This is a genomic window from Geotalea uraniireducens Rf4, from assembly GCF_000016745.1.
GTDB lineage: Bacteria > Desulfobacterota > Desulfuromonadia > Geobacterales > Geobacteraceae > Geotalea > Geotalea uraniireducens.
Genome location: NC_009483.1, coordinates 2,765,786 through 2,791,952, shown reverse-complemented (window position 1 = coordinate 2,791,952; position 26,167 = coordinate 2,765,786). Strand labels below are relative to the sequence as shown.

Annotated in this window: 29 protein-coding genes and 2 riboswitches; of the genes, 13 read left to right on the top strand and 16 right to left on the bottom strand. The window is 53.0% G+C overall.

What is annotated here, in order from left to right:
• The first annotated feature begins 336 nt into the window (after window positions 1-336).
• The 4 genes from GURA_RS12250 (at window position 337) to GURA_RS24305 (ending at window position 3,074) form a co-directional block, all read left to right on the top strand.
• Complete coding sequence (locus tag GURA_RS12250; RefSeq protein WP_011939278.1) at window positions 337-1,164, top strand: competence/damage-inducible protein A; 828 nt, start codon at window positions 337-339, stop codon at window positions 1,162-1,164.
• A gap of 199 nt (window positions 1,165-1,363) precedes the next feature.
• Window positions 1,364-1,441, top strand: a riboswitch (cyclic di-GMP riboswitch).
• 210 nt (window positions 1,442-1,651) lie between these two features.
• Window positions 1,652-2,269, top strand: coding sequence for an OmpW family outer membrane protein (locus GURA_RS12245; RefSeq protein WP_011939277.1), 618 nt, complete (start codon window positions 1,652-1,654; stop codon window positions 2,267-2,269).
• A gap of 213 nt (window positions 2,270-2,482) precedes the next feature.
• Window positions 2,483-2,797 (top strand): BON domain-containing protein, encoded by a 315-nt coding sequence (locus GURA_RS12240; protein WP_011939276.1) that lies wholly within the window; start codon window positions 2,483-2,485, stop codon window positions 2,795-2,797.
• A 127-nt stretch (window positions 2,798-2,924) separates the two neighbouring features.
• Entirely contained in the window at window positions 2,925-3,074 is a 150-nt protein-coding gene (locus GURA_RS24305; RefSeq protein ID WP_157046195.1) for a lmo0937 family membrane protein, read from the top strand.
• Window positions 3,075-3,303: 229 nt separating this feature from the next.
• Here the strand turns inward: GURA_RS24305 and GURA_RS12235 are convergent, their stop codons facing one another.
• The 5 genes from GURA_RS12235 to GURA_RS23475 form a co-directional block, all read right to left on the bottom strand.
• The gene (locus GURA_RS12235) at window positions 3,304-3,807 is read right to left on the bottom strand and encodes a Spy/CpxP family protein refolding chaperone (protein ID WP_011939275.1); all 504 of its coding nucleotides are present in this window, start codon (window positions 3,805-3,807) and stop codon (window positions 3,304-3,306) included.
• 63 nt (window positions 3,808-3,870) lie between these two features.
• A complete protein-coding gene (locus GURA_RS12230; RefSeq protein ID WP_011939274.1) occupies window positions 3,871-4,050 on the bottom strand; it encodes a CsbD family protein in 180 nt (59 codons plus the stop codon).
• A gap of 30 nt (window positions 4,051-4,080) precedes the next feature.
• Window positions 4,081-5,256 (bottom strand): IS4-like element ISGur4 family transposase, encoded by a 1,176-nt coding sequence (locus GURA_RS12225; RefSeq protein WP_011937084.1) that lies wholly within the window; start codon window positions 5,254-5,256, stop codon window positions 4,081-4,083.
• A gap of 332 nt (window positions 5,257-5,588) precedes the next feature.
• On the bottom strand, window positions 5,589-5,780 hold the full coding sequence (locus GURA_RS12220) for a Thivi_2564 family membrane protein (RefSeq protein ID WP_011939273.1): 192 nt from the start codon (window positions 5,778-5,780) through the stop codon (window positions 5,589-5,591).
• A gap of 161 nt (window positions 5,781-5,941) precedes the next feature.
• The gene (locus GURA_RS23475) at window positions 5,942-6,097 is read right to left on the bottom strand and encodes a DUF3309 family protein (RefSeq protein ID WP_011939272.1); all 156 of its coding nucleotides are present in this window, start codon (window positions 6,095-6,097) and stop codon (window positions 5,942-5,944) included.
• 190 nt (window positions 6,098-6,287) lie between these two features.
• Window positions 6,288-6,366, bottom strand: a riboswitch (cyclic di-GMP riboswitch).
• Between the two features lie 229 nt (window positions 6,367-6,595).
• Between GURA_RS23475 and GURA_RS12210 the strand changes: the two genes are divergently transcribed.
• From GURA_RS12210 to GURA_RS12200, 3 genes are all read left to right on the top strand, one after another.
• The gene (locus tag GURA_RS12210) at window positions 6,596-6,778 is read left to right on the top strand and encodes a MerR family transcriptional regulator (RefSeq protein WP_011939271.1); all 183 of its coding nucleotides are present in this window, start codon (window positions 6,596-6,598) and stop codon (window positions 6,776-6,778) included.
• Window positions 6,779-6,839: 61 nt separating this feature from the next.
• Window positions 6,840-7,046, top strand: coding sequence for a hypothetical protein (locus GURA_RS12205; protein ID WP_041245429.1), 207 nt, complete (start codon window positions 6,840-6,842; stop codon window positions 7,044-7,046).
• Between the two features lie 195 nt (window positions 7,047-7,241).
• Window positions 7,242-7,433, top strand: coding sequence for a hypothetical protein (locus tag GURA_RS12200; protein WP_041245428.1), 192 nt, complete (start codon window positions 7,242-7,244; stop codon window positions 7,431-7,433).
• Between the two features lie 83 nt (window positions 7,434-7,516).
• Here the strand turns inward: GURA_RS12200 and GURA_RS12195 are convergent, their stop codons facing one another.
• The 5 genes from GURA_RS12195 to GURA_RS24300 all read right to left on the bottom strand — a co-directional run bounded on the left by GURA_RS12195 (window position 7,517) and on the right by GURA_RS24300 (window position 10,024).
• The gene (locus GURA_RS12195) at window positions 7,517-7,735 is read right to left on the bottom strand and encodes a hypothetical protein (RefSeq protein WP_041245427.1); all 219 of its coding nucleotides are present in this window, start codon (window positions 7,733-7,735) and stop codon (window positions 7,517-7,519) included.
• Between the two features lie 95 nt (window positions 7,736-7,830).
• Window positions 7,831-8,898 (bottom strand): adenosine deaminase, encoded by a 1,068-nt coding sequence (locus tag GURA_RS12190; RefSeq protein ID WP_011939269.1) that lies wholly within the window; start codon window positions 8,896-8,898, stop codon window positions 7,831-7,833.
• A gap of 227 nt (window positions 8,899-9,125) precedes the next feature.
• Window positions 9,126-9,521: a type II toxin-antitoxin system VapC family toxin gene (locus GURA_RS12185; protein ID WP_041245426.1), complete on the bottom strand. Its 396-nt coding sequence runs from the start codon at window positions 9,519-9,521 to the stop codon at window positions 9,126-9,128.
• On the bottom strand, window positions 9,508-9,747 hold the full coding sequence (locus GURA_RS12180) for a type II toxin-antitoxin system Phd/YefM family antitoxin (RefSeq protein ID WP_041245425.1): 240 nt from the start codon (window positions 9,745-9,747) through the stop codon (window positions 9,508-9,510). Before GURA_RS12180 ends, GURA_RS12185 begins: the two co-directional genes overlap by 14 nt.
• 136 nt (window positions 9,748-9,883) lie before the next feature.
• Window positions 9,884-10,024, bottom strand: a complete 141-nt coding sequence (locus GURA_RS24300) for a hypothetical protein (protein WP_157046194.1) — start codon at window positions 10,022-10,024, stop codon at window positions 9,884-9,886.
• Window positions 10,025-10,467: 443 nt separating this feature from the next.
• Here GURA_RS24300 and GURA_RS12175 point away from each other — a divergent pair, with 443 nt between their 5' ends.
• The gene (locus GURA_RS12175) at window positions 10,468-11,709 is read left to right on the top strand and encodes an ISL3-like element ISGur7 family transposase (RefSeq protein WP_011937052.1); all 1,242 of its coding nucleotides are present in this window, start codon (window positions 10,468-10,470) and stop codon (window positions 11,707-11,709) included.
• Here GURA_RS12175 and GURA_RS12170 read toward each other — a convergent pair.
• The 6 genes from GURA_RS12170 to GURA_RS12155 all read right to left on the bottom strand — a co-directional run bounded on the left by GURA_RS12170 (window position 11,675) and on the right by GURA_RS12155 (window position 16,835).
• Window positions 11,675-12,220 carry a hypothetical protein gene (locus GURA_RS12170; RefSeq protein ID WP_011939266.1) on the bottom strand — a complete coding sequence of 182 codons (546 nt, stop codon included), beginning with the start codon at window positions 12,218-12,220 and terminating at the stop codon, window positions 11,675-11,677. The genes GURA_RS12175 and GURA_RS12170 overlap by 35 nt on opposite strands.
• Window positions 12,221-12,375: 155 nt before the next feature.
• Complete coding sequence (locus GURA_RS24295; RefSeq protein ID WP_157046193.1) at window positions 12,376-12,546, bottom strand: hypothetical protein; 171 nt, start codon at window positions 12,544-12,546, stop codon at window positions 12,376-12,378.
• Window positions 12,543-13,718: an IS91 family transposase gene (locus GURA_RS12165; protein ID WP_011939265.1), complete on the bottom strand. Its 1,176-nt coding sequence runs from the start codon at window positions 13,716-13,718 to the stop codon at window positions 12,543-12,545. The genes GURA_RS24295 and GURA_RS12165 overlap by 4 nt, the downstream gene beginning before the upstream one ends.
• A 155-nt stretch (window positions 13,719-13,873) precedes the next feature.
• Entirely contained in the window at window positions 13,874-14,089 is a 216-nt protein-coding gene (locus GURA_RS24290; protein WP_157046192.1) for a hypothetical protein, read from the bottom strand.
• 185 nt (window positions 14,090-14,274) lie between these two features.
• Complete coding sequence (locus GURA_RS12160; protein ID WP_011939263.1) at window positions 14,275-14,943, bottom strand: MXAN_2562 family outer membrane beta-barrel protein; 669 nt, start codon at window positions 14,941-14,943, stop codon at window positions 14,275-14,277.
• Window positions 14,940-16,835 (bottom strand): CFI-box-CTERM domain-containing protein, encoded by a 1,896-nt coding sequence (locus tag GURA_RS12155; protein WP_011939262.1) that lies wholly within the window; start codon window positions 16,833-16,835, stop codon window positions 14,940-14,942. The genes GURA_RS12160 and GURA_RS12155 overlap by 4 nt, the downstream gene beginning before the upstream one ends.
• Before the next feature lie 699 nt (window positions 16,836-17,534).
• On the opposite strand from GURA_RS12155, the gene GURA_RS12145 reads away from it, so the two are divergent.
• The 5 genes from GURA_RS12145 to mutS all read left to right on the top strand — a co-directional run bounded on the left by GURA_RS12145 (window position 17,535) and on the right by mutS (window position 26,164).
• Window positions 17,535-18,653 (top strand): hypothetical protein, encoded by a 1,119-nt coding sequence (locus GURA_RS12145; protein WP_011939261.1) that lies wholly within the window; start codon window positions 17,535-17,537, stop codon window positions 18,651-18,653.
• 26 nt (window positions 18,654-18,679) lie between these two features.
• Window positions 18,680-19,828, top strand: coding sequence for an iron-containing alcohol dehydrogenase (locus GURA_RS12140; RefSeq protein ID WP_011939260.1), 1,149 nt, complete (start codon window positions 18,680-18,682; stop codon window positions 19,826-19,828).
• A gap of 194 nt (window positions 19,829-20,022) precedes the next feature.
• Window positions 20,023-21,681, top strand: a complete 1,659-nt coding sequence (locus GURA_RS12135) for a GAF domain-containing sensor histidine kinase (RefSeq protein ID WP_011939259.1) — start codon at window positions 20,023-20,025, stop codon at window positions 21,679-21,681.
• A 200-nt stretch (window positions 21,682-21,881) separates the two neighbouring features.
• A complete protein-coding gene (locus tag GURA_RS12130) occupies window positions 21,882-23,414 on the top strand; it encodes a sigma-54-dependent transcriptional regulator (protein WP_011939258.1) in 1,533 nt (510 codons plus the stop codon).
• A 131-nt stretch (window positions 23,415-23,545) separates the two neighbouring features.
• A complete protein-coding gene (gene mutS / locus GURA_RS12125; RefSeq protein ID WP_011939257.1) occupies window positions 23,546-26,164 on the top strand; it encodes a DNA mismatch repair protein MutS in 2,619 nt (872 codons plus the stop codon).
• The last annotated feature ends 3 nt before the right edge of the window (window positions 26,165-26,167 follow it).

Sequence of the window (26,167 nt, the reverse complement as noted above, 5' to 3'; positions counted from 1 at the left end):
AGGTATATAAATGCCTGGCGGATGATGCCTGCCGTTGCCCTTATAGCCTTGCGTTTGCGTACAGCTATTATTGCAAGCACCCGGATTGCAAAAAATTCGATGTCAAGGTTGCCTGGTATCTGCCAATCGGGTTACAATCCTAGGAGTCTGTCGGACTTAGGGGATCGTAGCGAGAGGATGGAAAATCGAGGACAGATTTCCGGTAATTTGAGAGCTAATAGTGGACCTATTCGTCGAAAATTTACGGGAATATGGACCGATTTGCCATTCTCGCAGTAGATTCATTCCTAAGTCCGACAGACTCCTCGTCATTAATTTCCAGATTCAGGAGTTAACATGTCAGAACCGGTCATTGTGGAAATATTCATTATCGGCAACGAGATACTCATCGGCGATATCCAGGACACGAACACGCACTGGCTGTGCAAAGAAATCAACAGCCTGGGTGGACGCGTCGCCAGGGTCACGCTGTTGCGCGACGTGGACGCGGTCATAGCCGGCGAGGTGCATGCGGCGCTTGCGCGCGGCGCTGAAGTTATTATCACCTCAGGCGGCCTCGGCCCCACTGCCGATGATCTTACCCTTGCCGCAGTGGCACGGGGTGTCGGCGTGGAGGTGCGGCTCCATGAACAGGCCCTGCAGATGGTCAGGGATCGCTATGACGAGTTGACTGCCCAGGGGGTGCTCACCCAGGGAGGGCTGAACCCGGCCCGGGAGAAGATGGCCTGGCTCCCCGAGGGGGCCGTGCCGCTCTCAAATCCGGTCGGCACCGCTCCCGGTGTCCTGCTCAAGACCGGACGGGCTGCCATTATCAGCCTTCCCGGTGTTCCGTCGGAACTGAAAGGCATCTTCAACAGTTCCCTCCAGCCTTTCCTGCAAGAGACCTTTCGCGGCGGCATCTCGGTCATGCAGACCATCACCGTGCAAAGCAACGACGAGTCGTTGATGGAACCGGTGCTCAGCCGGGTGGTCAACGATCACCCCAGCATTTACATCAAGTCCCTGGCCAGAACCCTCGGCGAGACACGGGAGCTCGATATCACCCTCACAGCCGTGGGGAGCGACCAAGCCGTTCTGGATGCCCAGCTCGGCGCCGCCCTGCACGACCTGCAGAAAGGGCTTACCGCCCTCGGCATCGGCCACCGCGAGAAAGAGCGCAATTAATCCATTTTTCTTCCTCCCTCACCCTAGCCCTTTAGACCCGCAATTTGGGTTCACAAGGGGCGAGGGGACTTTAAAGCTCCACTCCCTTGATGGGAGGGGGTGGGGGGAGGGTGTAATGTGTTTTTCATTGACATCCGGCGCGGTTCTTTGGTAAGAACAGTACCGCGTTACGAAATACAGATGAGCACGTGCAGTTGGTAGACGATAATACTAAACCATCCGTGAGGATGGGGCGGAAAGCCTAAAGGGTCTCAAGCCAGACAGCCGGGTTGCCGAAATATCAGACGATATTCGGCAACCCGGCTTTTTTTTGTGGAAAATCGGCAGAAGGGAGGTGGTGAAGCGGTACACGTACACGGTTACATCTGTCTGCGGTGGATGCAGGAATCGCCGGTTTTCGCGGCAGACGGACAGGGTGAACTTCCGCGCAAAGTGCGCGGAAAAAACAGAAAATAATATAAACAATGTCAATGACAGGAGGAAAGATATGAAAAGATTGTGCGTTATGATCAGTTGCGTTGCGGCTGTGGCCCTTATGGCAGGAACCGCCTGTGCGGAGAACATCGCGGGAAAAGTGGGCGTTACCGGGCGGATCGGTTTTCTGGTCCCTGCGGACAGTGAGGATACCTCCGCTTCTCCCACATTTAATGTCGACACTGATACCGGTTTCGTCGGCGGTGGCGGCTTCATCTACGGCATAAACAAGAACATCGCCGCTGAGCTGGATATCACCCATACCGATTTCAACGGCAGCATCGGCGGGGATAGGGTAGGCAATTTCGAAACCAACAACATCTCCCTCGGGGTGCAGTATCGCTTCAACGAACCGACAGCGCATCTGACCCCCTATGCAGGCGCCGGACTGGATATCCTTGTCAACGGCTTCACGCGCGACGATGGGGTAAAAGCGGACTTGGATACCGTCGTCGGCGTGCACGCGGCCGGCGGGGTGGATTACTTCGTTATGAAGCAACTGGCCCTGACCGGTCAGGCAAAAGTGGTGCTTGCCCCCGATGCGGATATAAGGTTAGGTGGGGATAAAATCGGCAACTTCGATCCCATGAACTTTTCCATGACGTTCGGCGCGCGGTATTTCTTCAATTGATGAACTGAAGTTCGTTGTATATAAGAGGTAAGGAAACAGGCTGCTTTTTCACAGAGCAGCCTGTTTCTTTTTAACCGGTGCAGCGTATTTCTTTGACGTTGATATGCGTTTACGGACTCGTATATGCGACTGCCTGATTGACTGGTCAACAGCGTGAGATAAACTTAATTTGGCTTAAGGTGAAATTATTGCAAACAGAAAGGAGAAAGCATCATGACAAAACTACATCGCATTGTGAAACTCCTGGTCTGCATCGGGCTGATAACCGCATTCATGGGGTGCGCAGCCACGCGAACACATGAAAGCACCGGCCAGTATGTCGATGACTCGACCATCACAACCAAGGTAAAAACCGCAATCCTTGGCGAACCAGGGCTAAAAACGTTGCAAATCACTGTCAATACGTACAAAGGGGTAGTCCAGTTAAGCGGTTTTGTCGATTCGGCGCAGAACGCCAAAAAGGCAGGAGAGCTTGCCCGCAGTGTCGCTGGTGTCACCGAGGTGAAAAACGATCTTGTTGTAAAATAGCTGCGTAACCTCAGGTGAATCCACGACCCGCTCCGGCGGTTTTTTCGATTCTGTCAGACGTTTAACAGGGTGTTGAAGCGGCAGCGGCTAACGCTACTGACAGGCCGCAGTTAAATGGGAGGACGTTATGCTGTGGACAATCTGCGTGGTCCTGATAGTGCTGTGGCTGTTAGGTATGGTTACTTCATATACCATGGGCGGTCTGATCCATATTCTGCTCGTAATTGCTATCATAGTGGTACTGGTACGCATCATTCAAGGGCGAAAGGTCCTTTAGTAAGTTAGAAGTGATTTTCTGCGCTTTTTTGGCAGAAAATAGCTTCGTTAACGCACTTATCCTGTTTATCAGGGTTAGACCGCGAAATCCCGGCATTGAACAGTTCAATTCAATAAATAAGGGCGCACCGTGATGCGCCCTTTTTCGCGGTCTCTGCAGTCCGCTGTCATCGCCGTCAATGCCACCGGCCCTTACAAAGCTGATCCGCGCAATCTGTCATGCTTCTCCATTATTGTTTCTTCATCATCCTCTTTGCCGGTTTTTTCTCCCCCATCTTCATGAACATCATCTTCTTCATTTTTTTAAACTGTTCGTCCGTCAAAATAGTCCGCATTTCTTTCATGGCTTTTAACATTTCCAAATGATGGGCTGTTTTTATCTCTTCAATTTTTTTAACTGCAGAGCTGGCCTTCTCCAGGTCAAAATCTTTCACTTCCATGATTTCCATAAGTTCGATCTCTGCAATCTTCAGGTCCGCTTTGAATCGGGCATGCTTTTTTTGCATTTCGCGATGTAATGGCTTCATTTTCATGATCTGATCATCGGTAAGCCCCATCTTATCTGCATGTTCGATGCACATGCCCATCATATCGCCCATCTTGTCCATATTTCCCATTTCCATCATCTGCCCATATCCTTCCCTATGCTCCCTCATGGGCATATCCTTCATCTCTGAAAAAGCGGGCACAGCAAAAACAACCGTCAACAAGAATGAAAGTACTATTTTTTTCATAATTTCCTCCTATTTGTTGTTACTGTAGCTTTTACTCCGAGCCCCCTGATAAATAGGCTCTCACTACTTCCCCAAAACCTTCTTGACCTGGCCGATCTTTTCCTGAACTTTGCCGACTAACTTTTCGCCTTTGCCTTTGGCCTCCAACTTGGGATTATCGGTGATTTTCCCGGCGATCTCCTTGACCTTACCCTTCGCTTCGTGAAACGTTCCTTCCGCCTTGTCCCTAATGCTCGATTTCATGGTATTTCTCCTTTAGTCAGTAACTTCCGGTTAGGTTTTTGCACGACGTTTCTTACGTTTCAACTGTCTAATTTTGTTTGAGTTACCTTGTATTCTTGTGCGACGGCTCTGCTGTTCGGCTGCTGCTTCATTTGCAATCTGATTGCGTAATTCTCGTACCCTGCTAATGCTGACTGGCTCCTGGTGCTGCTCACGGCAATAGATGGCTAGCAGCAGATAGGTGATGAGACCACCAAGTATTTGAACCATGAGACCATATTCGCTTCTGGCAATCAGGTGATACACCTTTAGGTGGCGTTTCCACCAACCGAAGAAGGTCTCTATGTTCCAGCGCAGTTTATAAACCTGGGCCACTTCTTCAGCCGTCAGGTCGTATCTGTTGGTTGCTACCCAGTAGTCCTTGCCGTCAATACGGTAACCAACAAGGCGCAGCTCTTTCTCAGTCTGGTTTATACCTTTGGTGCCGAGAAGTACTATCTGGTCATAGAAGACAATACTGTCAGGATTTACGGCATTCTCTCTGATGACGGTTTTGTGTGTATTCTCCCTGATACGGCAGACAAAAAACTTCTCGGCGGCCTGCCACTGGTCAAAGTGATTATGAGACTGATACCCACGATCCATGACACCGGTTTCGCCTTTGTCGATGATCTTATCAACAAAGGGGCGCTCACCCTCTTTACCGTCGGTCAGGAATATCTTCCTTGGAATACCACGGTTGATATCGAAGCCGATATGGGCCTTGGCCTTCTTAGAGCCGCTTCGGTAATCTGCCCATTCCATAGATAGAACAGCATCTATCAAAGAACCGTCTATGGATACCAGATTGCCAAGGTGAGCATATTCATCGGGAAGCACTCTGCCTGCTTGCTTGACAAGATGCCCGAATACCTCGGAAAGCTGTTCAAGACCACGGTTGTTGATTGCCTCAAAGAAAGAGCTCTTTTTGATTCCCTTGGGGGGAGCAACACATTCCTTGGCGAAGTCATCCTGATCCAGCGCCTGGAGAAGTTCGCTCCCGGAAGAGAACTCTTCCAAGTGATAAAAGATCAGGGCTTTTAGCTGATCATCGAAAGTCATTTGCAACGGGCGATACCCCCTGGATTCAAGTTCATTATCTGACTTGAATCTCTCAAAAATCGGGGTAAGAAGCAATTTGAAAGCGCGTGATTTTCGTCTTTGTTTCAGTCGTTTGAACGGTCGCATATCGTAACTCCTGTAATATTGGATAGTTACGAGTGCGGACCACCGTTTTTTTACTCAAAGTCAAGCAAATAATGCGGTATAACGCTGATTTTACAACTTTTTTACATTCTCAAAGAACCTTGCAAAGACCAAACCGGACAATGCTGTCCTTTAGTAAGTTAGAAGTTATTTTCTGAGCTTTTTGCAGAAATGATTTTTAACGTACTTATCCCGTTTATTGGGGCTGACAGAAAATAACTTCGTTAACGCACTTATTCTGTTTATCGGGGTTAGGATTTAGATTTGACTGCGATCCCATATACTCGGTCCTTCGTCCCTGAAAAGTTGACGGCTCACTTCCCCACATGGATCGTGGAGAGGTAACTGAAAATCCCAAAGACGTTCAGGAGCCACAAAACCACGGCAATGACCACAACGGCATTCAAAATCGACTTTATGGATCCCGCCATTGGGATGAATCGGTTGATGAGCCATAGAAGAACACCAACCACGATCAGGACCATTACCACTTGAATTAACGGCATGAGCTAATACACCTCCCTATTTTGCTTTCGGAAACATGCCTAATCGGTCCGCTCCCGGTTATGCGCTATCAGGCGTAGCATACTAGAGGTTCAAGTTCGCCACTCTGCTTTCAAAACCGCTTGAACCATATTCTGCATGTGGCATCAGACGCTTTGGCGACCTATAACCGGCCCAACAGTAGTAGGATGAGCAGAATCAAAAGGATCAAGCCAAGCCCGCCACTCGGATAGTAACCCCACTGTCGGCTGTGAGGCCAAGTGGGCAGTGCACCCAGTAACAGCAAAATCACTACGACGATCAAAATAGTTCCTAACATAATGATTCTCCTTTCATAAGTGTAAGTGAACATCTCGCTTGGCGTATGCGTTCAGCGGCCTTGCCCATTTGAACTTTGAGGCTGCGCTTTGAAGGTAATCTTTTCTTCAGCTCAAACTTTTTATGCACCTTGAACCATTCCAAGTTTGTGCATCAAATAAAAAGGCCGAGCCCACCTGAAGGACCCGTCCCTCGGCAGCTCGGCCATCTTCGTCGCGAAGACCCGCCGCTTTCCGCCCCCTCCTCGCGAAGGGTTTGGCTTTGTCGGAAAGTAATTGTTAGAAAATAATAATCACAAAAAGCTTACCACCATTATAAATCCCGTCAAGGGAACAAATACGGCCGTGTTTGACATTCCCGTAGAAGATTCCATTACGGCCTCAGGTCTTTCTAATGGGATATATACCTTATCGCTTTGAGGGGAAAACGAGTGCTCAAGCCTTTGTATGCTATAATGTATTGTGTAGTAAGGTGATAAACTAATTAAGAGGTGTTCTTTATGTCCATGTTAGGAGATAGCTGGTGCACCGTAGAGGAAGTAGAATCCAAATTCGGCGTTAGCAAGGATCTTGTCCTCGAGTGGGTCAGGGAAGGCATTGTGCGGAGCGAGGAGCAGGACGGAACGGTTATTAGGGTCAATATCGATGATCTGGAACTGAAAATCGAGGAAGACCTGGGATGAAGTGCCTTCTTCGAGTGCAGCTCCATAGGGTTGGAGTGTCCGGGCACTAAGGAGAATGACAATGGCTAAAGAATACACCATTACGCTGCACGAACCTCCTACCAACCAAGTCATCCGTGAAGGAATGGTGCAGCATCTGAACCAGATGGCACAAGACGGGTGGAGGATGGTTAATGTCATCAAAGAGAGCGGTTATTTCTATTTTTCTGCAGCGTTGTCCGGTTTGGTTTGTGCATCAAGGTTGTTAAGCCCCATTAGGGGCGTTTGAATGTAGCCGGGGGATTCATCCCCCGGATGAGATGCTATATTTCCCCACGTCACGTACGTGACGTGATGATATTTCGCCTGGATGACCGGGGAATGAATTCCCCGGCTACCAGTATTCTGTCCCTACGGGACGTAAGCAAAAACCAAACCGGACAACGCTGATTTTTCTGGGAAAAAGATTGATGGAGAGGCGGTCATGGCGAAAGCATATACATTCACAACCAAGCATTACCCTGTAAATGATCTCCTGGCACTTGATTTACAAGATCACCTGCATAGCATGGCCAAGGTTGGATGGGAACTTGTCAGCACCCAGCAGCTCATTAATGAGCATAGCGCCACAACCCCGCAGATGATATTCTTCTGGGGCAAAGATGAGGAGAGCTGAGGAGAGTCCGAAATGACATGATACGACATCATCGTGTCTCAAATCCCGATTGTTCCTCCCTGGTCGATTCGTCGGGTTTGCGCTCAAGTTCTATAGCCGGGGATCACCATTTCCAGGTACGTTGACAAGGTGTGAATCAACTGCTGCTCTTCTATGAAATGCGTCAGCACAATGAGGGCAAGGATCGACATGGGCACAATTGACAACTGGGTATAATAGGCAAGAGCGCCGGACAACAAGAGCCCCTGGTTGCGTTTGAACCCGCGCAACACCCGCAGCAGGAAGTTGAAGAGACGAACCATGACCTGCCCTCTCATCGTTGCCACAGGATATGGGCGGCTAACAGGAGCAGCCTGTTTCTTTTGGGTATTCGGATTTCGGGGAAGAATTCAACTTGTCAAAGTGGAAGCCATTTTCCCTCATTTTCCCTATAATGCGTAAAGAATTCATCAAGCTCCCTGATCCATCCTTCCTTGATGTTTTCATTCACAAAACTGGCCTCAAAACTGTTGCGAGCCAGCTGGTAAGCCTCTTTTGCCCCAAGCCCCGGCAGTGCTGCGAATGTAGCGGTGTAATTCCGGTTCAGGTATCCACCGAAATAGGCCGGATCGTCTGAATTAATAGTTGCTGCAATGCCGGCAGCCAGCAATTTGCCGATGTTGTGAGCGGAAAGACTCGGAAACACGCAAAGTTTTACGTTGGAAAGGGGGCATACTGTCAATGGTATGCGTTGCTGTACCAGTCGTGCGACAAGCTTCGGATCATCCAGGCAGTGCACACCATGGTCGATCCTTTCCGCTTTCAGCAGGTCAAGGGAATGGCTTATGTATTCGGCTGAACCTTCTTCTCCGGCATGGGCCACCAGTCGCAGTCCCAGCTCCCGGCAGCGTGCAAATACCCTGGTAAATTTCTCCGGCGGATTTCCGCGCTCGCTGCTGTCAAGGCCGACCCCGATGAACTTGTCGCGGAACGGCAGAGCATCTTCCAGCGCCGCAAAAGCGTCCTCTTCACTCAGGTGGCGCAGGAAACAGAGTATCAGCGAGGCACTCAGTCCCAGTTCTTCACGGCCGCGACGGATTGCCCGATCCAGTCCGTTGATTACCGTTTCAAATGGAATTCCTCTGGCCGTATGTGTCTGGGGATCAAAGAAAATTTCTGCGTGTACTACATTTTCGGCTTTGGCTCGCTTCAGGTAAGCCCAGGCCATGTCGAAGAAATCCGCTTCTTTTTGCAGCACGCTGGCCCCGGCATAGTAGATGTCCAGAAAGCTCTGCAGATCCGTAAAGGCATAGGCAGCACGCAGTTCATCTATGGTCGGGTAGGGGAGTTGAATCCGGTTCCGAGTTGCCAGTTCAAAGATCAGTTCCGGCTCCAGTGAGCCTTCGATGTGAATATGCAGTTCTGCTTTCGGCATGTGGCAGAGGATGCCATGCAGGTCTTCGCGTGGTATGCAGTCGAAATTCATGGTGTCGTTCCTCCTGATGTTTTTGAAATCGCGACGGGTTCCTGTTTTCTCTGAATCAGCTGTTAACGGCGGGGCTGGCTTGACCTGCCGGGCGGTTTATGCCCGGACACGGTCCGAGCGGTGATTGGCACCTTCGCTGTTTTCACGATAATTGTTTGCAAAAAGTGGGGAATGGAGATGTAACCCTTTAACTTAGTCCCTTACTTCATCCAAACAGACAGAATTCATCACCAGATGACTCGCAATCCCTTGACTGCCGACAGATGTCCGTCACAAGTTACCAGTTCCGCTTTATGAACAATGGCTGTGGCTGCAATGATACGGTCGGCTGGATCACCATGGACAAAGAGGGATGAGCTGGCGCTGGTAGCTGCTATTTCGGGAGTGATGGGGAACACCCGGATCTGTCGGGCGGAATGAAGGAGTCGCAGGAACGTGACGGCGTCCGTCCCAGGATCAAGCCGCCCCTTGCTGATCAGCATGGCGATTTCCCAGAGTGAAATATCGCTGCATGCCAACAGCCCATCTTCATCACCCTTCGTGATTGCTTTTACCGCTTTCCGGCTGAGGCTGTTCGGGCTTAGGGCATCATAAATGAGAGCGCAGGTGTCAAGAACCAGCATCACTAGCCTCCCACTTTTCATCAAGCGGGGAAATCACGTCACCAATGCGGCATGTCCCGCGCAATAGCATTAGCGCCTCACGAGCAGCAGCCCGTTCATCAGTTACGGGCGTAACCTTGGCAACAACCTTGCCCCGTGAGGTGAGAAAAATATCTTCCCCCTTCTTTACCTGCCCGAGATATTCGGGCAGATGATTGCGAAATTCAGTAATATTCACCTCAATCATGGCAACCTCCATTTGGTGGTCAAACGTACATTTATAATGTACGTTTAAACACTCAACAAGTCAAGCAGGCGATGGGGGCACTAAGCTTGAAACCTTTCCCCCTCGCAGCTTAATGTTAAGTCACTTGATGGGAGGGCTAAGGCTTGGCCTTGTTTTGTAGTTTTTCGGAAAGCATCAGCAAGCCAATTCCGGGAGCCAGCGTAATTATCGTCACGATATAGTTCGCCACGTTAAACGGGCTCAGGAGGTTTTGAACTCCGGAAAATCCCTCCTTCATCCAGACCTCCACGATGCCTACCAAGATCAGGAGTCCAGCCAACACCAGTCAGATATACCCGAGTACTTTGCAGGTCATTGCCCAGAACTTCATTTTGACCCCCTTAGCCATATCAACGGTGTCGAGGCGCACCGGCGAAGCGTAGCGAAGCCCGCGTGCCGCCGAGTGGTTGGGCATCCTATTCTAAGAATGCAAATTTAGAAGATTGAAATAATAATCAGGAAGATTGGTAATAATCATTCCTATCGCTGTTAATATTGAGCCTGATACAAGTAGACAATAGTCTATAGTAGCTTTATCTTTAATGTCATTCTTAACTTTGGTAATTTCCGTTTCTAAATTCGATTTGAGAGAGGCGGCTCCTCGACGAATTGAGTGGGTAGCCTGGGCCGGGTTGATGTAAGATAGGCCACCATCACTCAGCCTGGAGGTTAGTAATCGCTATGAATCCTGAAGATCTTTTTGGTGCTGCTCTTGGAATTGCCATCCCGTGGAAGGTTACCTCTGTTGACTTCAACAAGAAGTCAAGTCGTTTGGACATAACCATCGACTTCCAGCGGGGAGCCACCTTTCCCTGTCCGGTCTGCGGAACGTTGTCACCAGTCCATGACACCACGGAGAAAGAGTGGCGGCATCTGAATTTCTTCCAGTACGAAGCCTACCTTCATGCGCGTGTTCCACGGGTAAAGTGCCCTAACAGCGACTGCGGCGTGAAGTTGGTCCAGGTACCCTGGGCTCGCGCAGGCTCAGGATTTACGCTGCTGTTTGAGGCCCTGGCCATGACCATGGCTCGTGATTTGCCGGTGAAGGTCATGAGCAGGCTGTTTGCCGTTACCGATACCCGTCTATGGCGGTTGATTCAATCCTATGTCGAGAAGGCAAGGGCCGCAGAAGACTTCTCCGAGGTGAAGAGGGTCGGTGCGGATGAAACCTTTGCCGGGCGCAGTCATGACGAGAAATTCGTCACCTTCTTCTTCGACCTCGACATGCATAAGCTCTTGTTCGGCACGACGGGAAAGGACAACGAAACAGTCAAGAGCTTCGTCGCGGACCTTAAGTCACATGGCGGCGATCCTGATAGCATCACAGACGCTGCTATTGACATGTCCAAGGCATTCATAAAGGGTGTCAAAGAGCAGTTGCCCCATGCCGTGGTCACCTTCGATAAATTCCACGTCATCAAGCTTATGAACGATAAGCTTAGTAAGATAAGGGCTCAAGAAGCCAGGTTATTTCCTGAAATCCTGAAAAAGAGCAGAAACCTGTTCCTCAAAAATCCAGAGAACCTGACACCGGAAGAGGAACAGCGCCTGGATGCCATTATCACCAGTCAAAGCTTAAGGAGTACGGAAGCTTACATGCACAAGCTGAACCTTCAGAACGTCTATTTTGCTTCAAGCCGAACGGAGGCAGAAACCCTGTTGACCAAATGGCATCGGAAAGCCGCCGCAAGCTCAATCCAACTCATCAAGAACATGGCCGAATCTGTAAAAGAGCATTGGGATGGCATTCTGGCACATTTTGAAAGCGGCCTGACTAGCGGCTTCATTGAGGGCATCAACAGCCTAATTCAATCAGCCAAAACTCGGGCACGAGGCTATCGGAATCCTGACAACTTGATCTGCATGGCTTATCTGGTTGCAGGCAAGCTCAACCTAAAGTCGCTATTCCCTCTACCCACTTGATTCGTTGCAGAGCCAGAGAGGCTAACTCCGCCTTTATTTCTGACTTCACAGTTTCGATTTTATGAAAACCCTCATTCATAGACTTTTCTAATATCATTACCTTTTGGAGCAGGTATTCTACTTTCTGATCAATATTCTCGAAATTAAGAGTTCCGGTTACTATTCCTGCACCAATACTTGAGATACCGCTCAAACAACTGTCAACTTGTATGGTAATGTTGCGAGGAAACAATATGTACTTAACGTCCGAAACCCAAACGATAAACGACTTGAGGTATCCGTTTTGGTTATATTTCTTGTTCTCCCTCGAAAGAGACAATACCACTGTAGCAAGTCCAGCTATTTCAACTAATATTCCCTCTAGCTTTAAGATGTTCAGCCCTTTTGGGTACCCTCTTAAGAGTATTATCGAAGCAACGACCCCTCCGAATGGCAGGATAACTAGCCAGAAATTTTTACCGTTTTTAGTCCAGACAACAAGCTGTTTCCAAACAGCAATTAATTTATTCATAATTCAAATTCCTCGCCCAACGTTTTAGAGGATGAACAGCAAGCCGCCCCAAAACATGCCTTTAGCGGCGATCTTGATCGGCGCGTCTGTTCCATCCGAGTGTTGAGCTTTTTCTTTGTGGTCTATGGAGTTTTCTCGTCACCGCCAGAGCTGATTTACGGTTTTTTTGTCAGTAAATTGTTGCCGTCGCTGAAATCTTCCTTGTCTTGGGCGGGTTTGGTGGTGTGATTTGCCTTTGACTCTCCCAGAAGCTTCGTTTTTCCTGTCTTTAAGGCATGCGTCATCACCGGCTGCTGATCGTCAGTCACTTCTTGCTGCCTGCTCATGCCGCCTCTTTCATTGGAAACTTCCTTGTCTCGCCCCTGAACTCCGGACGAAACACCTCCCGTTGCACCAGCCGTGAGCCGCATACCGGGCATTGGCCGGGGTTTGTCTCTCCCAGTCCCGCCACGCATTCCTGCCATGTGCGCGCCTTCGGCTCCTGTACCGGTTCTTGCCCGAGTAATTCCCGGCAGCGGTCAAGGGCCTGGCGCCGGCTTCCCGCGTACAATCCGTATGAACGCACCACCTTGTGGCCCGGTTCCGGGACATGCAGCAGCACCCGGCGCACAAAGTCATTGACGCTAAGCTCCATCGTTTTGCACTTCTTGCCGCCGCTCTCACTTTCTTCGCGATAATCCTTGTAGCGGAAACGCACCTGCTCTTCGTCGGACGAAATGATTCGGCGGTTCGAAATGGCTCCGCCGCGCAAGTACCGGCCGAGGTAGGTCAAGACACCGTTGCCGTGCGCGTAGCGCTCCCGGATGCAGACATTCCACTTCTTGCGGCCGAGCTTGTTGAGCAGGTTCAAAACCTGCTGCGGTCGCTCGCCATCCGGCACGGTCAGCTCTGCCCGCTCAACTCCGCGGCGAATTGCATCGAGGAACTTGCCGCAGAACAGGGAGCGCACGACCCGCACCGGTAGCAGATAGCCGTTGGCGACACTGCGCCATTCACCGCTCTGGGTCAGGCCGCCCCCCGATACCAGGCAGTGAACATGCGGATGAAGGCCGAGCATCTGCCCCCAGGTATGGCGCGCCATGATCACGCCCGGTTCGGCGCCCAGGTATTTATCGTCACCCAAAAGTTCAAAGAGCGTGTCGCGGGCCGACTGGAAAAGAATGTTGGTCATGGCCCGGACATTGACGAGCCAGAGGCGATCAAGCGCACTGTCCAGCGTGAAAACAACATGAAAATGTTCGCAGTTGAGGATTCGTTCTTTCTGGCTGTCAAGCCATCGTTCGGTGGCAGTATAGTTGCAGACGGGACAGGCGCGGTGCCGGCAGGAGTTGTACCAGTGCCTTTCAACGTGCCCCTCAGGGCACGCCTGCACGTGGCCGCCAAGAGTTGACGTCCGACAAACCGAGATTCGTCCGGCGGCCTTCCACATATACGGTGGCAACGGCTTGTTCGCTGTTCTCTGTTCGTATCCACGCGCTATGATCTGCTGTAATGTCATTCGTTAGCCTCATAAAGTGGCGTAACATCCTAATTTCTTTATATTATTTGCTCAACGTGTTATTGAGCAGTTAGCATGTGGCATCTATTATTATATACTTGTTTATAATACTATATGCCAGCATCTAGTATTATATGCCTGTAAGGTATCTAATATTATATGCTTTTGCCTGTTTTTTCATTTATTCTATTATCCAATTGGCATCTAATATTATATGCTTTTCCAGTGCCGTGCCAGGATGAACCATAGTCTTTTTCAGAAAAGGGCGGTGGGGACATCTTGTCTATTTCTCCATTAAGAACAATAAAAGCCGCTCCATCAGCTTCCACACTGACCAAACGGCTTTTTGAACCTGCACTCTGGCATCCCATCGCCCCTCCCCGGTACATGCATAAAAAATTACTCACATTCATACACCCCGAGAGGTGGCATCGTCAAGGAGATTGAAAAAAAGTATGAAGGATGAATTATGAAATTTCAACATTCAACCTTCATACTTCATAATTGTATTGTTCATTAATCTCCCACCTTGGCTCAGTACTGAATTCGTCACTTTTTAAAACTCGAAGAGCAATCCACCCAGATAACTGACACCCCCAAGGTTGACGGACCCGGAAGGATTGGTGTCGGCAGTGGCGCGAGTGTATTTCGCTTCGGTGAAGAAATAAGTGTGGCGCACATGGTAGTCGCGGTCCAGATTTCTCGCTGCGTCCGCATCGATACGGTCCAGCAGGAACTGGATCCCCCCCCTGACATGGAAGCCGTTGGTCGAGCCCTGCACCTTCCCCTGTCCTTTCACCTCTTCCCGATAGAACATCCTGGTCCACCCACCACCGAGATAGGGCACCAGCGGCTGATCCTCGCTGAAGACCCCGCGCGCGAGGACGAAGACGTTGAGCGGAAAGAGTTCGTAGCTCACCTGTCCGGCTGCCACCTGGCCCCCTCCCGCAACCTGCGCATGCAGCGGCGCTTGCCCGTTCCCGTCGGCGCTCACGTAGGTCCCTTCGATCCCCACCTCGATCTCGCGCCTGACCTTGTAGGCCAGAGCGCCGCCGAACTCCGAGGTAAAACTCGAGCCGTAAAAATCCGACCAGCGGGACAGGTTGGGGAAAAAGACGCCTCCCTTCAGCTCCAGCGACCAGTGCGGACGGTCGCTGCTCCCCTCTGCGGCCAGGGCAACGGCCGGTATGAACAGAAGCGCCAGTGCCAGTAACAATCTCTTCAACGCGTGCCTCCCAATGCCAGCAGCTTTTTTCTCTGCACAAGAATGACGGACGCCAGTGCCGCGCAGATCAGCACGGCGATTTTGACACCGCCCGATGCGTACAGGAGCAGCATCGAGCCGTACACCAGGGGGAAGAGCGCGATCCGGACCAGCGGCTTGAGGCAGGGATGGGCATTGATGAAATGAGCGCCGCGCGGCCCGTAACGGTAGTACCAGTCGACGAAGGCCCTGCCGGGCGCGTTGGTCATGAGATAGCGGTCCCTGAAGTCGCGCAGCGCCTGCACCTGCGGGGCCGAGTAGAAACCGTACGCTGCGGTGGCAATGAAGCACCCCTTGCTCTTGAGGTTGGGAAAGGGGGCGATGGCCTCCGGGAAATCGCTCAAGAGGTTCGATATGCCGCTCATCTGGACCGGGCCGACCCGCTGGCTGGTCTCCTGCGAAAAGGAGCTTTCGTTGGCGCTTCCGGGGTTGGAAGCGACGGTGCTGTTGATGACGACGGTAACCGCGGCGAAAAACGTGGTCTGTGCCAGGGCGGAGACCGCCACGAAATAGGTCGTGCCGTTGGTCAATCCGGAAAGCCGGAAGGACGACACGGTGCCGCCGTCGACATCGACGAAGGTTGCGGGGAGCGAGGATGCATCGAAGGTGGCGGTGCTGTAGAAAATCCGGTACCCCGTCGCCCCGGAAACGGTGGTCCAGGAGAGTTGGAGGGCCTGGTTCAGGGGAGCGGTCGCGGTGAGCGTCGGAACCGCCGGTACGGCCGGCCCCGTGAGAGGGAGCCCGCTCAGGTTCGCGCTGGTGGTTCCCACTGGCACCGTCAATGGAGAAGGTCCTTCGGCGGCCTGCGTGCCGTTGTAATTCCGGGAGGAAGTCCCATAGTAGACCCGGTATGCTGTCACCTTGCTGTTGCTGGTTGGGTTCCATCTGAGCGCAATGGTTGACGGTGTGGTCAGCGAGGAAACCAGGCCCGTCACCGTGGCAAGCAGGATGTCGCTGTTCGGCCCGCCGTAGGCTCCCATGTCGAAGGTGGTGCTGTCGAAGGAATTGGGATACAGAGGATTTCCGGCATTGATACAGGGCGATCCGGGCTGCAGATGAAAGTCACTGCCCGCGTTCACAAAGAGGGGGTTCGCATTCGCAACCAGAGAGCTGGGGATGGAATGGGCGTCCAGATTGGTGACTCCGTTCGTTCCGTTGTTGAAATAATCATTATAGGAAAGTTGCGTCAGGGTTGGTTGGGTCGAAATTGCCGTGGTGTTGGTGGAAAAGATGTTATTGGTGATGGTGATGTTCGAATCGGTACTGATGGCGGTGCCGTTGCCGAAAAAGGTGTTGTTGATGATAGAGGTAGCCGGTGAGTTCTGTACCTGAACGGCAGTGCCGGCTGTGCCCAGTTGAAACACGATGTTAGTGATGCCGATGGCTGAACTGTTCGCGACGGTAATCCCGATGAGGGCACCCCGGAAGGTAAAGTTCTGGATCGCCACCGAGGAGACGTTGCTCAAGCTGATGAGCGTTCCTGCTCCGATGCCGGAAATGAAGGTTCCGGCGGTACTGGTGCCGATGATCGGCACGTTGCTGATGGGCGTGATGGGTCCGGTATAGGGAACGGGATCGGCCTTGACGATCACGCGGAAATTGGTGTTGATCAAGGACGGGTTACTCAAAATAATGGCGGCGTGGTCGATGGCCGCCTGGATGGAGGAGAAATGGGTGGGATCGGTAGGGTTATGCTCGACGATCAGATCCTCCGCCCAGAGCGCTTTCGGGACGGAAACGACGAGGAGAACAGCTAGCGCCGCAAAAAACCGGCTAATGTATTTAAAAGTCATAGACATGGTGAATTCACCCATCCCCTTCTTCAAGGATCTTCTTCTTTTCCATCTTTCCATTGGCAGGCTTTACTCCGACGGGGACACGAAACAGGGGCGGCCAGCGGGGTCAGGCTTCCAGGGCACCACCTTGGACCAGAAAAAAAGCCGCTCCATCAGCTTCCACGCTGACCAAGCGGCTCTCTGAACCTGCGCTCCGGCACCCCATCTCCCCTCCCGGGTACTACATAAAATTTACTAACATTCATACACCCATAGAGGAGGTTGTCAAGGAGTTTACGGCAAGTATGAAGGATGAATTATGAAATTTCAATTGGTTCAATCGTATTTAAATTGAAAGTGCAGAAAACACAAAATTAACGCAGAGACGCAGAGGCGCTGAGAAGTTCAACGGCTTTTTAGAGTTTTTTCTCTGCGTCTGGTTATGGATCAGGGGTTGATTCAATAGGGTTTGCAACGGTTCAACTTTGTAGCGAAAGAACCAAACATTTCCGCAATTGACACTGTAATGGCAAAAAGGTTACTATTGCCCGGAGCCTTTCCGATTTTGATGATGAAGGCTGACGGGCACTGCACGTCCCGCCTTATATGGCGCATGTTATGTTTTCCTGGCGCCGTCAACGGTCGTTCAATCTGCCTCTACCAGGCAAATCCAATTTTATGCGGTCCTCGCCCGGCCTTTCCTTTTGGCAGCGCATTTCTGTGAGCGCGTCATAAGTCAACAGGCACCGGCGTGTACTGCCCTTTGAAGGAGTATTTGTGAAGCACCGATGCATTTCCATGTCAAACCGTTCGTTTGTTTTCCTTTTGCTGGCTGTCGCTCTGCCGCTCGCCCTGGCGGGGTGCGGGGCAGACAAGACCGGCACTAAACCGGCGGCTGGATCCGCGAAGAAGGAGAACACCACTTCAGTGGCCCAGGCGGCGAGCTTCGCGCCGCAGACGACTGCAACCCGTAAAGTGGACAAGGCCTTCGCCAATGAGAGCAGTGCAGCAAAGGGCGCCGTCGCATCCAAGGTCAAGTACAATGCGGGTGAGGACCCCGCGTTTGCGAAGAAGTGCGGCTGGCCGGTGAATTGCCCCGCGTCGCTGCCGGGGTCGATCCTGCCGAAGAAGCGGATCGTGGCCTATTACGGCAACCCCCTTTCCAAACGGATGGGAGCGCTGGGCGAGTACCCGAAGGACGAGATGCTGCGTCGGCTGAAGGTGGAGGTGGCACGATGGGAGAAGGCGGACCCAAAGATGCCGGTACAGCCTGCCCTGCATCTGATCGCAGTGGTGGCGCAGGGGGAGCCGGGCAAGGCCGGGAAGTACCGGATGATAATGCCGGACAAAATCATCGAACAGGTGTACGGGTGGGCCAAAGAAGCGAACGCCCTGCTGTTCATCGACATCCAGACCGGGCATGACAACATCCGGACCGTGCTGCCCCGCTTTGAATGGATACTGAAGAATCCTGACGTGCATCTGGGCATGGACCCGGAGTTCAACCTGATCAAGAGCGGGAAGAAGCCTGGGACCAAGATCGGCACCTACGATGCGGCGGATATCAACTACGTCACAGGTTACCTCAAGGACCTGGTGAAGAAGTACAATCTCCCGCCGAAGGTGCTGACGGTGCACCGGTTCACGCGCAACGGCGTAACGAATGCCCGGAGCATAGCGCTGCGACCCGAGGTGCAGATTGTCATGCACATGGACGGCTGGGGCGCGCCATGGCTGAAGCGTGACTCGTACAAGGATTACGTGGTGTCCGAACCGGTGCAGTACACCGGCTTCAAGCTCTTCTATCATAACGACACGAAGAAGGGCGACCCGCTGATGACGCCGCAGGACCTGCTCAAGCTGAACCCGAAGCCGATCTACATCCAGTACCAGTAAGATGGTTGTTCTGTTAAGGAGGCATTGTGAATATCAGCAAATTTGTAGCGCCTGAAATCATCTTCGGCCGAGGTTCCCTGAGCCAGCTTGGCGAAAGCGTCGTGCGCATCGGGGCCTCCAAGGTTTTCCTGGTCAGTGACGACGGCGTGATCAATGCGGGTTGGGTCGACCAGGCCGTGTACTACCTGCGCGCAGCCGGCGTGGAAGCCGAGATCTTTTCCTCTTTGACTACCAATCCCAAGGATTTCGAAGTGACCGAAGGGGTGATCCGCTACAGGGAAGCGCGTTGCGACGGGATAGTGGCCGTCGGCGGCGGAAGCCCCACCGATGTCGCCAAGGCAGTCGCCATGCTGGCGGCCAATGGCGGCCGGCTTCAGGATTACGAAGGAATCAACAAGATCAGCAGGCCGCTGCCGCCGATGGTGATAGCCCCCAGCACTGCCGGCGCCGGCTCCGAGGTAAGTCAGTTCACCATCATCGTCGATACGGTACGCAAACTGAAAATGTCCATCATCTCCAAGTCCCTGGTCCCGGATATCGCCATCGTCGACCCGGAACTGCTCAAGTCCAAGGACGCAAAGCTGGCCGCTGCCACGGGTATCGACGCCTTGACCCACGGCATCGAATCGTACGTGTCGCTGGCGGCGACCCCCCTGACCGACATCCACGCCCTCAAGGCGATCCAGCTGATTTCGTATAATCTGGTGCGGGCGGTCGCTGACCGCCTTGATATGGAGGCCAACGCCAATATGGCCATGGCCGCCCTTACCGCGGGATTGGCGTTTTCCAACGCCATTCTCGGCGCTGCCCATGCCATGACCCACCAGGTTGACGGCCTGATCGACCAACACCATGGAGAGACCAACGCATCGATCCTGCCCCATGTCATGGAGTTTAATCTTCACACGTGTCCCGACAGATTCCGGGACATAGCCATAGCCATGGGGAAGGACGTTGCCGGGCTTGATACCCTGGCGGCTGCCGAACTTTCTATAGAGGCGGTCAAGCGGTTGATCGCGGATATCGGTCTGGACAAGGGGTTGGCGCAAATCGGCTTGAAGGAAGAGTTCATCCCTCTGCTGAGCCGTAATGCCATGAAGGACGCCTGCCTGGTGACCAATCCGCGCAGTGCGACGTGCGAGGAGATAGAGGCCATTTTCCGCAAAGCCATGTAGTCCGCGCCCGCCTTCAGGGCATCTTCGGCCTGGCCTCAATCGCACAATCCTCAACGTGGCGCTGCCACGCCTGCGGTTATGCTCAATCGACCGGACCAAATCCGCCCTAAATCCGGGCGCGGACGACGTTCATTATCCTGGAAGGCAATAGAAGGTTGCCCGGTGTTTCAACGCCGGGTTTAGAGGAAACAACGGTGGAAAACAGGGAAAAGCTGCTCGAACAATTGACCGGGGTCGACTCCTCGAAGCTCAACTATTACGTCGAGCTGAAAAAGCGCAGCCAGGAGGTTCTCAAGCAGAACAGCCGTCTGGAAATCCTGCATCAGCTCGCCCGGGACATCAACATCGACATGTCGACCCCCGACATCATCGAACGGGCCTTTTCCAAGCTGCCGCAGACGCTCCCCTGTGACTTCCTCGGGCTGGTGACGGTCCGCAACGGCGATCTGTCGCTCAAGGCGATGATGCCCGTGGACTTCTGCAAAATCGAGAACTTCCCCGCCCATTCCCCCTCCCTGAAGGTCATCCGGCAGAAAAAGGCCGGCATCTTCAATCTGACGCCGGATGAGCTCAGCCACATCCGGATCAATCCGGGCTACCCGGGTCCGCTCCGGGCGATGGCGATTGCCCCGATGTTCAAGCGGGATGAGGTGATCGGCGCCCTCGTTGTTGCCAGCATCCTCGATTCTGCATACAGCGAGGCGGATCTGAGCTTTATTCAGCATCTGGCCGACCAGCTGTCCATAAGCATTCAGAACGCCAGACTCTACAAGCAGGTCTCGCGGGCAAAGAAGGAATGGGAAGAGACCTTCAAGGCCGTGACCGACCCGATCTTCCTCATCGACACAGATTACAACGTCCTGCTCCATAACGACCGGCTTCCCCGCGAGATGAGCGATTCCTGGAATAAGGCGCTGAGCAACAAGTGTTTCGTCAAACTCCATGGCCATGACGGGATCTGCCCGAACTGCCCCATCGAGGAAATCAAGAAAAACGGCCAACCGGTTTTCCAGCGCTGGCAGACCGAGTCGGGGCTGGTTCTTGACCTGTCCTACTATCCGGTGTTTAACGAAGACAAGCAGCTGTCAGCGGTGACCATCATCCTCAAGGACGTCACTCAGAAGACCAAGATGGAGGCTCAGCTGGTCAATTCAGCCAAACTGGCCGCACTCGGCGAGATGGCGGCCGGGGTGGCCCATGAGCTGAACAACCCCATGACCGTCATCATCGGCACGGCACAGATGCTGGCCAGGGATCTGCAACAAGATGCGCAATTTGATAAAGCCGAAGTGCTCGAAGATATCATCAACTCCGGCCTGCGCTGCAAACGGATCGTCCAGAACCTGTTGACCTTTTCCCGGCAGAACCAGCCGCCGGTGACGGATATCGACCTGAATGCCGAAGCGGAACGAATGCTGAGCATGATTCAATACCAGATCAACCGAAGCCAGATCAGGATTGTCGAACAGTTCGATGTCAATCTGCCGAGGGTAACTGCCAATGGACCGCAGATCCAGCAGGTGCTGACCAACTTTCTGATTAACGCCCGCGATGCCCTGGCGGATGTGGAACGGAAGGAAAAAATCATCGAAGTGGCCACTTCGCTGCGGGTGGAGGATGAAAAGAGATGGGCCGTGCTCAGTGTGAGCGATAACGGCAGCGGCATCGCCCCGGAAAACATGTCGAAAATTTTTACCCCTTTCTACACCAGCAAAGAGGCCACTAAAGGGACCGGCCTGGGCCTTTCGGTCAGCCTGGGGATCGCCGAGTCCCACAACGGCACCATCGAGGTGGAGAGCCGGCCGGGCGAAGGCAGCACCTTCTGCCTGGTCCTGCCCATAGAGCAGCAGTAGTACAAACTATTCAGCCGTTTTATCATGTTTTTCAAGTACTTTGGCGTTCATCATAACCCCTCCCAACCTCCCCTTAGCTTAAGGGGAGGGGTGTTGTTAGTTCCCCCTCTTTAGTTAAGAGGGGGTTAGGGGGAGTTATGGCCTTACAGGAGCTGAATGGTTACATACAGCATTGAAATTTGCCTAACGATGGAGAGTGCATGTCCCAGATTCAGGTTTTGATCATCGACGACGAGGCGGATGTCTGCACGTTTTTCCGCCGCTTGTTGTCCAGAAAAGGTTACGTTGTCGTCACCGCGACAAACGAGCCGGAGGCGATGCTGGCGCTTGAAGAAAACAGTTTCAACGTGGCCATGGTTGATCTGAAGCTGCCCGACACCGACGGCCTGACCTTGCTGCAAATGATCAAGGCCCGGCAGCCCGCCTGCGAAGTCATCCTCATGACCGGCTACAGCACCATCAAAACGGCGGTCACGGCGGTGCAATTGGGCGCTTACGAATATCTGGAAAAGCCTTTCGACGACATCAATGAAATCGAAACCCTGATAGAACGGGCCGCTACCCACGGTTTCAACCTCCTGCAAGGGCGCCACGACAAGGAGGAGTGGTCCGAGGTGGCCCAGGCAGTCGGTTTCCAGGTCGGCAGTGCGCCGAGTATGCGGCGCCTGGTATCCCTGGCCTTCAAAATCGCCAACAAGAATATCAATGTTCTGATCCAGGGGAAGACCGGCACCGGCAAGGAAGTCCTGGCCCGCTTCATCCACGCCGCCTCAGGTCGCGCCGACCAGGCATTCATCCCGGTAAACTGCGGGGCGCTGCCGGAAAACCTTCTGGAAAGCGAACTCTTCGGCCACGAAAAGGGGTCCTACACCGGTGCAAGCCAGACCCGCCGCGGCATATTCGAGCTGGCCAACCGCGGCACCTTGTTGCTCGACGAAATCGGCGATGCCAGCCCTCAGATCCAGGTCAAGCTGCTGCGGGTGCTCGAAACTGGAGAATTCATGCGGGTCGGCGGTGAAAAGCCGATCAAAACCGATGTGAGGGTGATCGCCGCAACCAACGTCGACCTGGAAGAAGCAATCCGCGAAAAAACTTTCCGCGAGGATCTCTACTATCGGCTTAACGTGGTCCGGCTTGAAATCCCGCCCTTGCGCTCCCGCGCCGATGACATCCCAATGCTGGCGGAGCACTTTGTCCGACTGCTCAATCCCGATTTGCGGCTTTCCCAGGGAGCCCTGCGCCTCTTGCGGGATTACGGCTGGCCGGGCAATATTCGCGAGCTTGCCAACGTCATGAGACGTGCGGTGGTTATGTGCAATGGCGATACGATTATGCCCAACCACCTGGGGAGCACACTCCTGAACACCCCTGCCGACTCTGCCAAAACCCTGTCGTCACCGCTCCGGGACAACCAGGACCCGGACATCCCTTTTTCCCCGGATAGTTTCTTGGAGCATTATGCCAAGGCTGATGCGCTGGGAAAAATGAGTGCAGGTGAACTGAAACAGATGCTCCAGTCCCTGCACGGCCTTGAAACCAGCCTGCTCTCGGTCATGCGCGCAAAAGGCCTCGTGCCTCCCGCCCAGCGAGGCCTCAAGGATACGGAAGAGGAAACCATCAAAAAAGCGCTGGAACATTGCCGGTGGAATATCACTGAGACGGCGAAAGTCCTGGGTATCGGCAGGAACACCCTGTATCGCAAAATCAAGCAATTCAACCTGCGCAATTCCTGACTGTTCATCTGTAAAACGTCTTCAAAAGTAATAAGCTGATCCAGCCGGGTCAGCCTTTTTTGTTTTCATTTTACAAGGCCCCCTGATTTTGTTAGGATGAACGGCCGTAAAACACGCAGCAAAGGGTTTCCATGTCTCAACTCACACCAATGATGCGTCAGTACCTGGAGATAAAAGCCGGCTATCCCGATGCAATTCTCTTTTTCCGCCTTGGCGACTTCTACGAGATGTTTCTCGATGATGCGGTAAAAGCTTCGCGTATCCTTGACATCACCCTTACTTCCCGCAATAAAAACTCCGATGGCGCAGATGTCCCGCTCTGCGGCATACCTTATCATTCCGCTACCCCCTATATTGCGAAACTGATTGAAGCCGGCGAAAAGGTCGCGATCTGCGAGCAGGTTGAAGATCCCAAGAGCGTCAAAGGGATTGTCAGGCGTGAAGTGGTGAAGGTGATCACCCCCGGCCTGGTTGTCGACAGCTCGAACCTGTCGCCGAAGGAGAACAACTACCTCCTCTCCCTCTACTGTGACGACGCCACGACCTGGGGGCTCTCCTACCTGGACCTTTCCACCGGCGAGTTCAGGGTTACCGAATTGGATGGTTTTGATGCGGCCGTTGCCGAGGTGGCGTGCGTGAAGCCGCGGGAAATCATCCTGCCGGCTGTTTTTCGTGAAAACGGGCGCATGAAGGAGTTGATGCCGGTCACAGCCGGGCTTGCCACGACCTTTGTCGACGACTGGGTTTATGACCTCGATTACTGCAAGCGGCTGATAGGCAGCCATTTCGGCGGCGCCTCACCCTCTGCCCTTGGATGCGATGGTTTAAACACCGGATTATATGCGATCTGCGCGGTTCTTCACTATCTCCAGGAGACCCAGAAGGGCCGGGCCGGGCACGTCAATTCGATCATTCCTTATACGAACAGGGAGTATCTGGTTCTGGACGAGTCGACGAGGAGAAACCTGGAGCTGACCGCTACCCTTGCGGAGGGGAAGCGTAAGGGGTCGCTGCTCGGTCTCATGGATCGTACCACCACTGCCATGGGTGGACGCAAGATGAAGCAGTGGATTAACTATCCACTGGTAACCATTCAGAGTATAACGGAACGTCAGGATGCGATCGAGGAGTTTGTACAAGATCCTTCCCGCCGCACAGCACTTGTTTTCCTGTTGAACGGCGTCTATGACCTGGAACGGTTGAACGGCAGGATCAGTCTTGCCAGTGCCGGCGCCAAGGATCTGGTTGCAATGAAAGAGTCGCTGGCGAGGATTCCCGGCATTAAGGAGCTGTTGGCTTCTTCTTCGTCTGTTCTCCTGCGCAGACTGAACGAGGGGCTCAACCCGTTGCCGGATCTGGTGGGGCTCATTGCAGGCGGTATCGTCGAGAACCCGCCGTTCGTCCTGAGGGATGGCGGGATCATCGCCGACGGTTACAACGCGGAACTGGATGAACTGCGGGCCATCAGCCGTGAAGGGAAGGGGTTCATCGCCCGTCTGGAGGCGCAGGAAAAAGGGCGTACCGGTATAAACTCCCTGAAAATCCGTTATAACAAGGTCTTCGGTTATTACATCGAAGTGACCAAGACGAACCTGACTTCAATCCCTGCCGATTACATACGCAAGCAGACCCTGGCCAATGCCGAGCGCTATATCACCCCGGAGCTGAAAGAATACGAAGACAAGGTCCTCGGTGCGGAAGATCGTATCAGGGAACTGGAATTTTCTCTTTTTCAGGAAATCCGCGAGACGGTCACCGGCCATGGCGAAATCGTCGCCCGTACCGCCGATTGTCTGGCGACACTGGACGTGCTTGCTTCTCTGGCTGAACTGGCCCATGAGCGCAATTACTGCCGACCGCTAGTCGATGACGGTACTACCCTCTTCATCAGTGAGGGGAGGCATCCGGTCATCGAGGCGATGCACCAGGGGGAACGATTCGTTCCCAACGACACCTTGCTTGATAACGGGGAGAACCAGCTCATCATCATAACCGGACCGAACATGGCCGGCAAGTCGACATTTATGCGTCAGGTGGCGTTGATCACCCTTATGGCGCAGATGGGGAGTTTCGTCCCGGCAACAGAGGCCCATATCAGCCTGGTGGACCGCATATTCACCCGGGTTGGCGCCTCCGATAACCTTGCACGCGGGCAGTCCACCTTCATGGTGGAGATGATGGAAAGCGCCAACATTCTGCGTCATGCAACGCCCAAAAGCCTCGTGATCCTCGACGAGATCGGCCGCGGCACCTCCACATTTGACGGTGTTTCCATTGCCTGGGCAGTTGCCGAATTTCTTCATGATAACGACAAACATGCCGCCAAAACCCTCTTCGCCACCCATTACCATGAATTGACCGAACTTGCGGTGACGCGCAAGCGGATCAAAAATTTCAACATCGCAGTAAAGGAATGGAACGAGCAGATCATTTTTCTCCGCAAGATAGTGTCCGGTGGCGCATCCCATTCTTACGGCATTCAGGTGGCACGGCTGGCAGGTCTTCCCCTTGAAGTCATCGAGCGGGCAAAGGAGATTTTACAGAATCTCGAAAAGGGGGAGTTCGCTGAAGAGGGCATTCCCCGCATCGCCCGCGGCAAAAAGAGCGCTGGTTCGGCACCCGCTTCGCAGTTGTCGTTGTTTGACAGCGGAGAAGATATGCTGCGAAAAAGGTTGAAAGGTATGGATGTGACTACGCTTACCCCGCTGGAAGCCCTGAATCTGCTGGATGAATTAAAAAGGATGGTTTGACGC

Excerpts from the sequence above, each read along its gene's own strand:
- GURA_RS12225 (WP_011937084.1), bottom strand. The coding sequence starts at position 5,256 with ATGCGACCGTTCAAACGACTGAAACAAAGACGAAAATCACGCGCTTTC.
- GURA_RS12220 (WP_011939273.1), bottom strand. The coding sequence starts at position 5,780 with ATGCCGTTAATTCAAGTGGTAATGGTCCTGATCGTGGTTGGTGTTCTT.
- GURA_RS12195 (WP_041245427.1), bottom strand. The coding sequence starts at position 7,735 with ATGGTTCGTCTCTTCAACTTCCTGCTGCGGGTGTTGCGCGGGTTCAAA.
- GURA_RS12205 (WP_041245429.1), top strand. The coding sequence starts at position 6,840 with ATGGCTAAAGAATACACCATTACGCTGCACGAACCTCCTACCAACCAA.
- GURA_RS12245 (WP_011939277.1), top strand. The coding sequence starts at position 1,652 with ATGAAAAGATTGTGCGTTATGATCAGTTGCGTTGCGGCTGTGGCCCTT.
- GURA_RS12235 (WP_011939275.1), bottom strand. The coding sequence starts at position 3,807 with ATGAAAAAAATAGTACTTTCATTCTTGTTGACGGTTGTTTTTGCTGTG.
- GURA_RS12240 (WP_011939276.1), top strand. The coding sequence starts at position 2,483 with ATGACAAAACTACATCGCATTGTGAAACTCCTGGTCTGCATCGGGCTG.
- GURA_RS12175 (WP_011937052.1), top strand. The coding sequence starts at position 10,468 with ATGAATCCTGAAGATCTTTTTGGTGCTGCTCTTGGAATTGCCATCCCG.
- mutS (WP_011939257.1), top strand. The coding sequence starts at position 23,546 with ATGTCTCAACTCACACCAATGATGCGTCAGTACCTGGAGATAAAAGCC.
- GURA_RS23475 (WP_011939272.1), bottom strand. The coding sequence starts at position 6,097 with ATGTTAGGAACTATTTTGATCGTCGTAGTGATTTTGCTGTTACTGGGT.
- GURA_RS12210 (WP_011939271.1), top strand. The coding sequence starts at position 6,596 with ATGTCCATGTTAGGAGATAGCTGGTGCACCGTAGAGGAAGTAGAATCC.
- GURA_RS12165 (WP_011939265.1), bottom strand. The coding sequence starts at position 13,718 with ATGACATTACAGCAGATCATAGCGCGTGGATACGAACAGAGAACAGCG.
- GURA_RS24300 (WP_157046194.1), bottom strand. The coding sequence starts at position 10,024 with ATGAAGGAGGGATTTTCCGGAGTTCAAAACCTCCTGAGCCCGTTTAAC.
- GURA_RS12250 (WP_011939278.1), top strand. The coding sequence starts at position 337 with ATGTCAGAACCGGTCATTGTGGAAATATTCATTATCGGCAACGAGATA.
- GURA_RS12170 (WP_011939266.1), bottom strand. The coding sequence starts at position 12,220 with ATGAATAAATTAATTGCTGTTTGGAAACAGCTTGTTGTCTGGACTAAA.
- GURA_RS12190 (WP_011939269.1), bottom strand. The coding sequence starts at position 8,898 with ATGAATTTCGACTGCATACCACGCGAAGACCTGCATGGCATCCTCTGC.
- GURA_RS12185 (WP_041245426.1), bottom strand. The coding sequence starts at position 9,521 with ATGCTGGTTCTTGACACCTGCGCTCTCATTTATGATGCCCTAAGCCCG.
- GURA_RS12130 (WP_011939258.1), top strand. The coding sequence starts at position 21,882 with ATGTCCCAGATTCAGGTTTTGATCATCGACGACGAGGCGGATGTCTGC.
- GURA_RS12180 (WP_041245425.1), bottom strand. The coding sequence starts at position 9,747 with ATGATTGAGGTGAATATTACTGAATTTCGCAATCATCTGCCCGAATAT.
- GURA_RS12230 (WP_011939274.1), bottom strand. The coding sequence starts at position 4,050 with ATGAAATCGAGCATTAGGGACAAGGCGGAAGGAACGTTTCACGAAGCG.
- GURA_RS24305 (WP_157046195.1), top strand. The coding sequence starts at position 2,925 with ATGCTGTGGACAATCTGCGTGGTCCTGATAGTGCTGTGGCTGTTAGGT.
- GURA_RS12155 (WP_011939262.1), bottom strand. The coding sequence starts at position 16,835 with ATGGAAAGATGGAAAAGAAGAAGATCCTTGAAGAAGGGGATGGGTGAA.
- GURA_RS24295 (WP_157046193.1), bottom strand. The coding sequence starts at position 12,546 with ATGAGCAGGCAGCAAGAAGTGACTGACGATCAGCAGCCGGTGATGACG.
- GURA_RS24290 (WP_157046192.1), bottom strand. The coding sequence starts at position 14,089 with ATGGGATGCCAGAGTGCAGGTTCAAAAAGCCGTTTGGTCAGTGTGGAA.
- GURA_RS12200 (WP_041245428.1), top strand. The coding sequence starts at position 7,242 with ATGGCGAAAGCATATACATTCACAACCAAGCATTACCCTGTAAATGAT.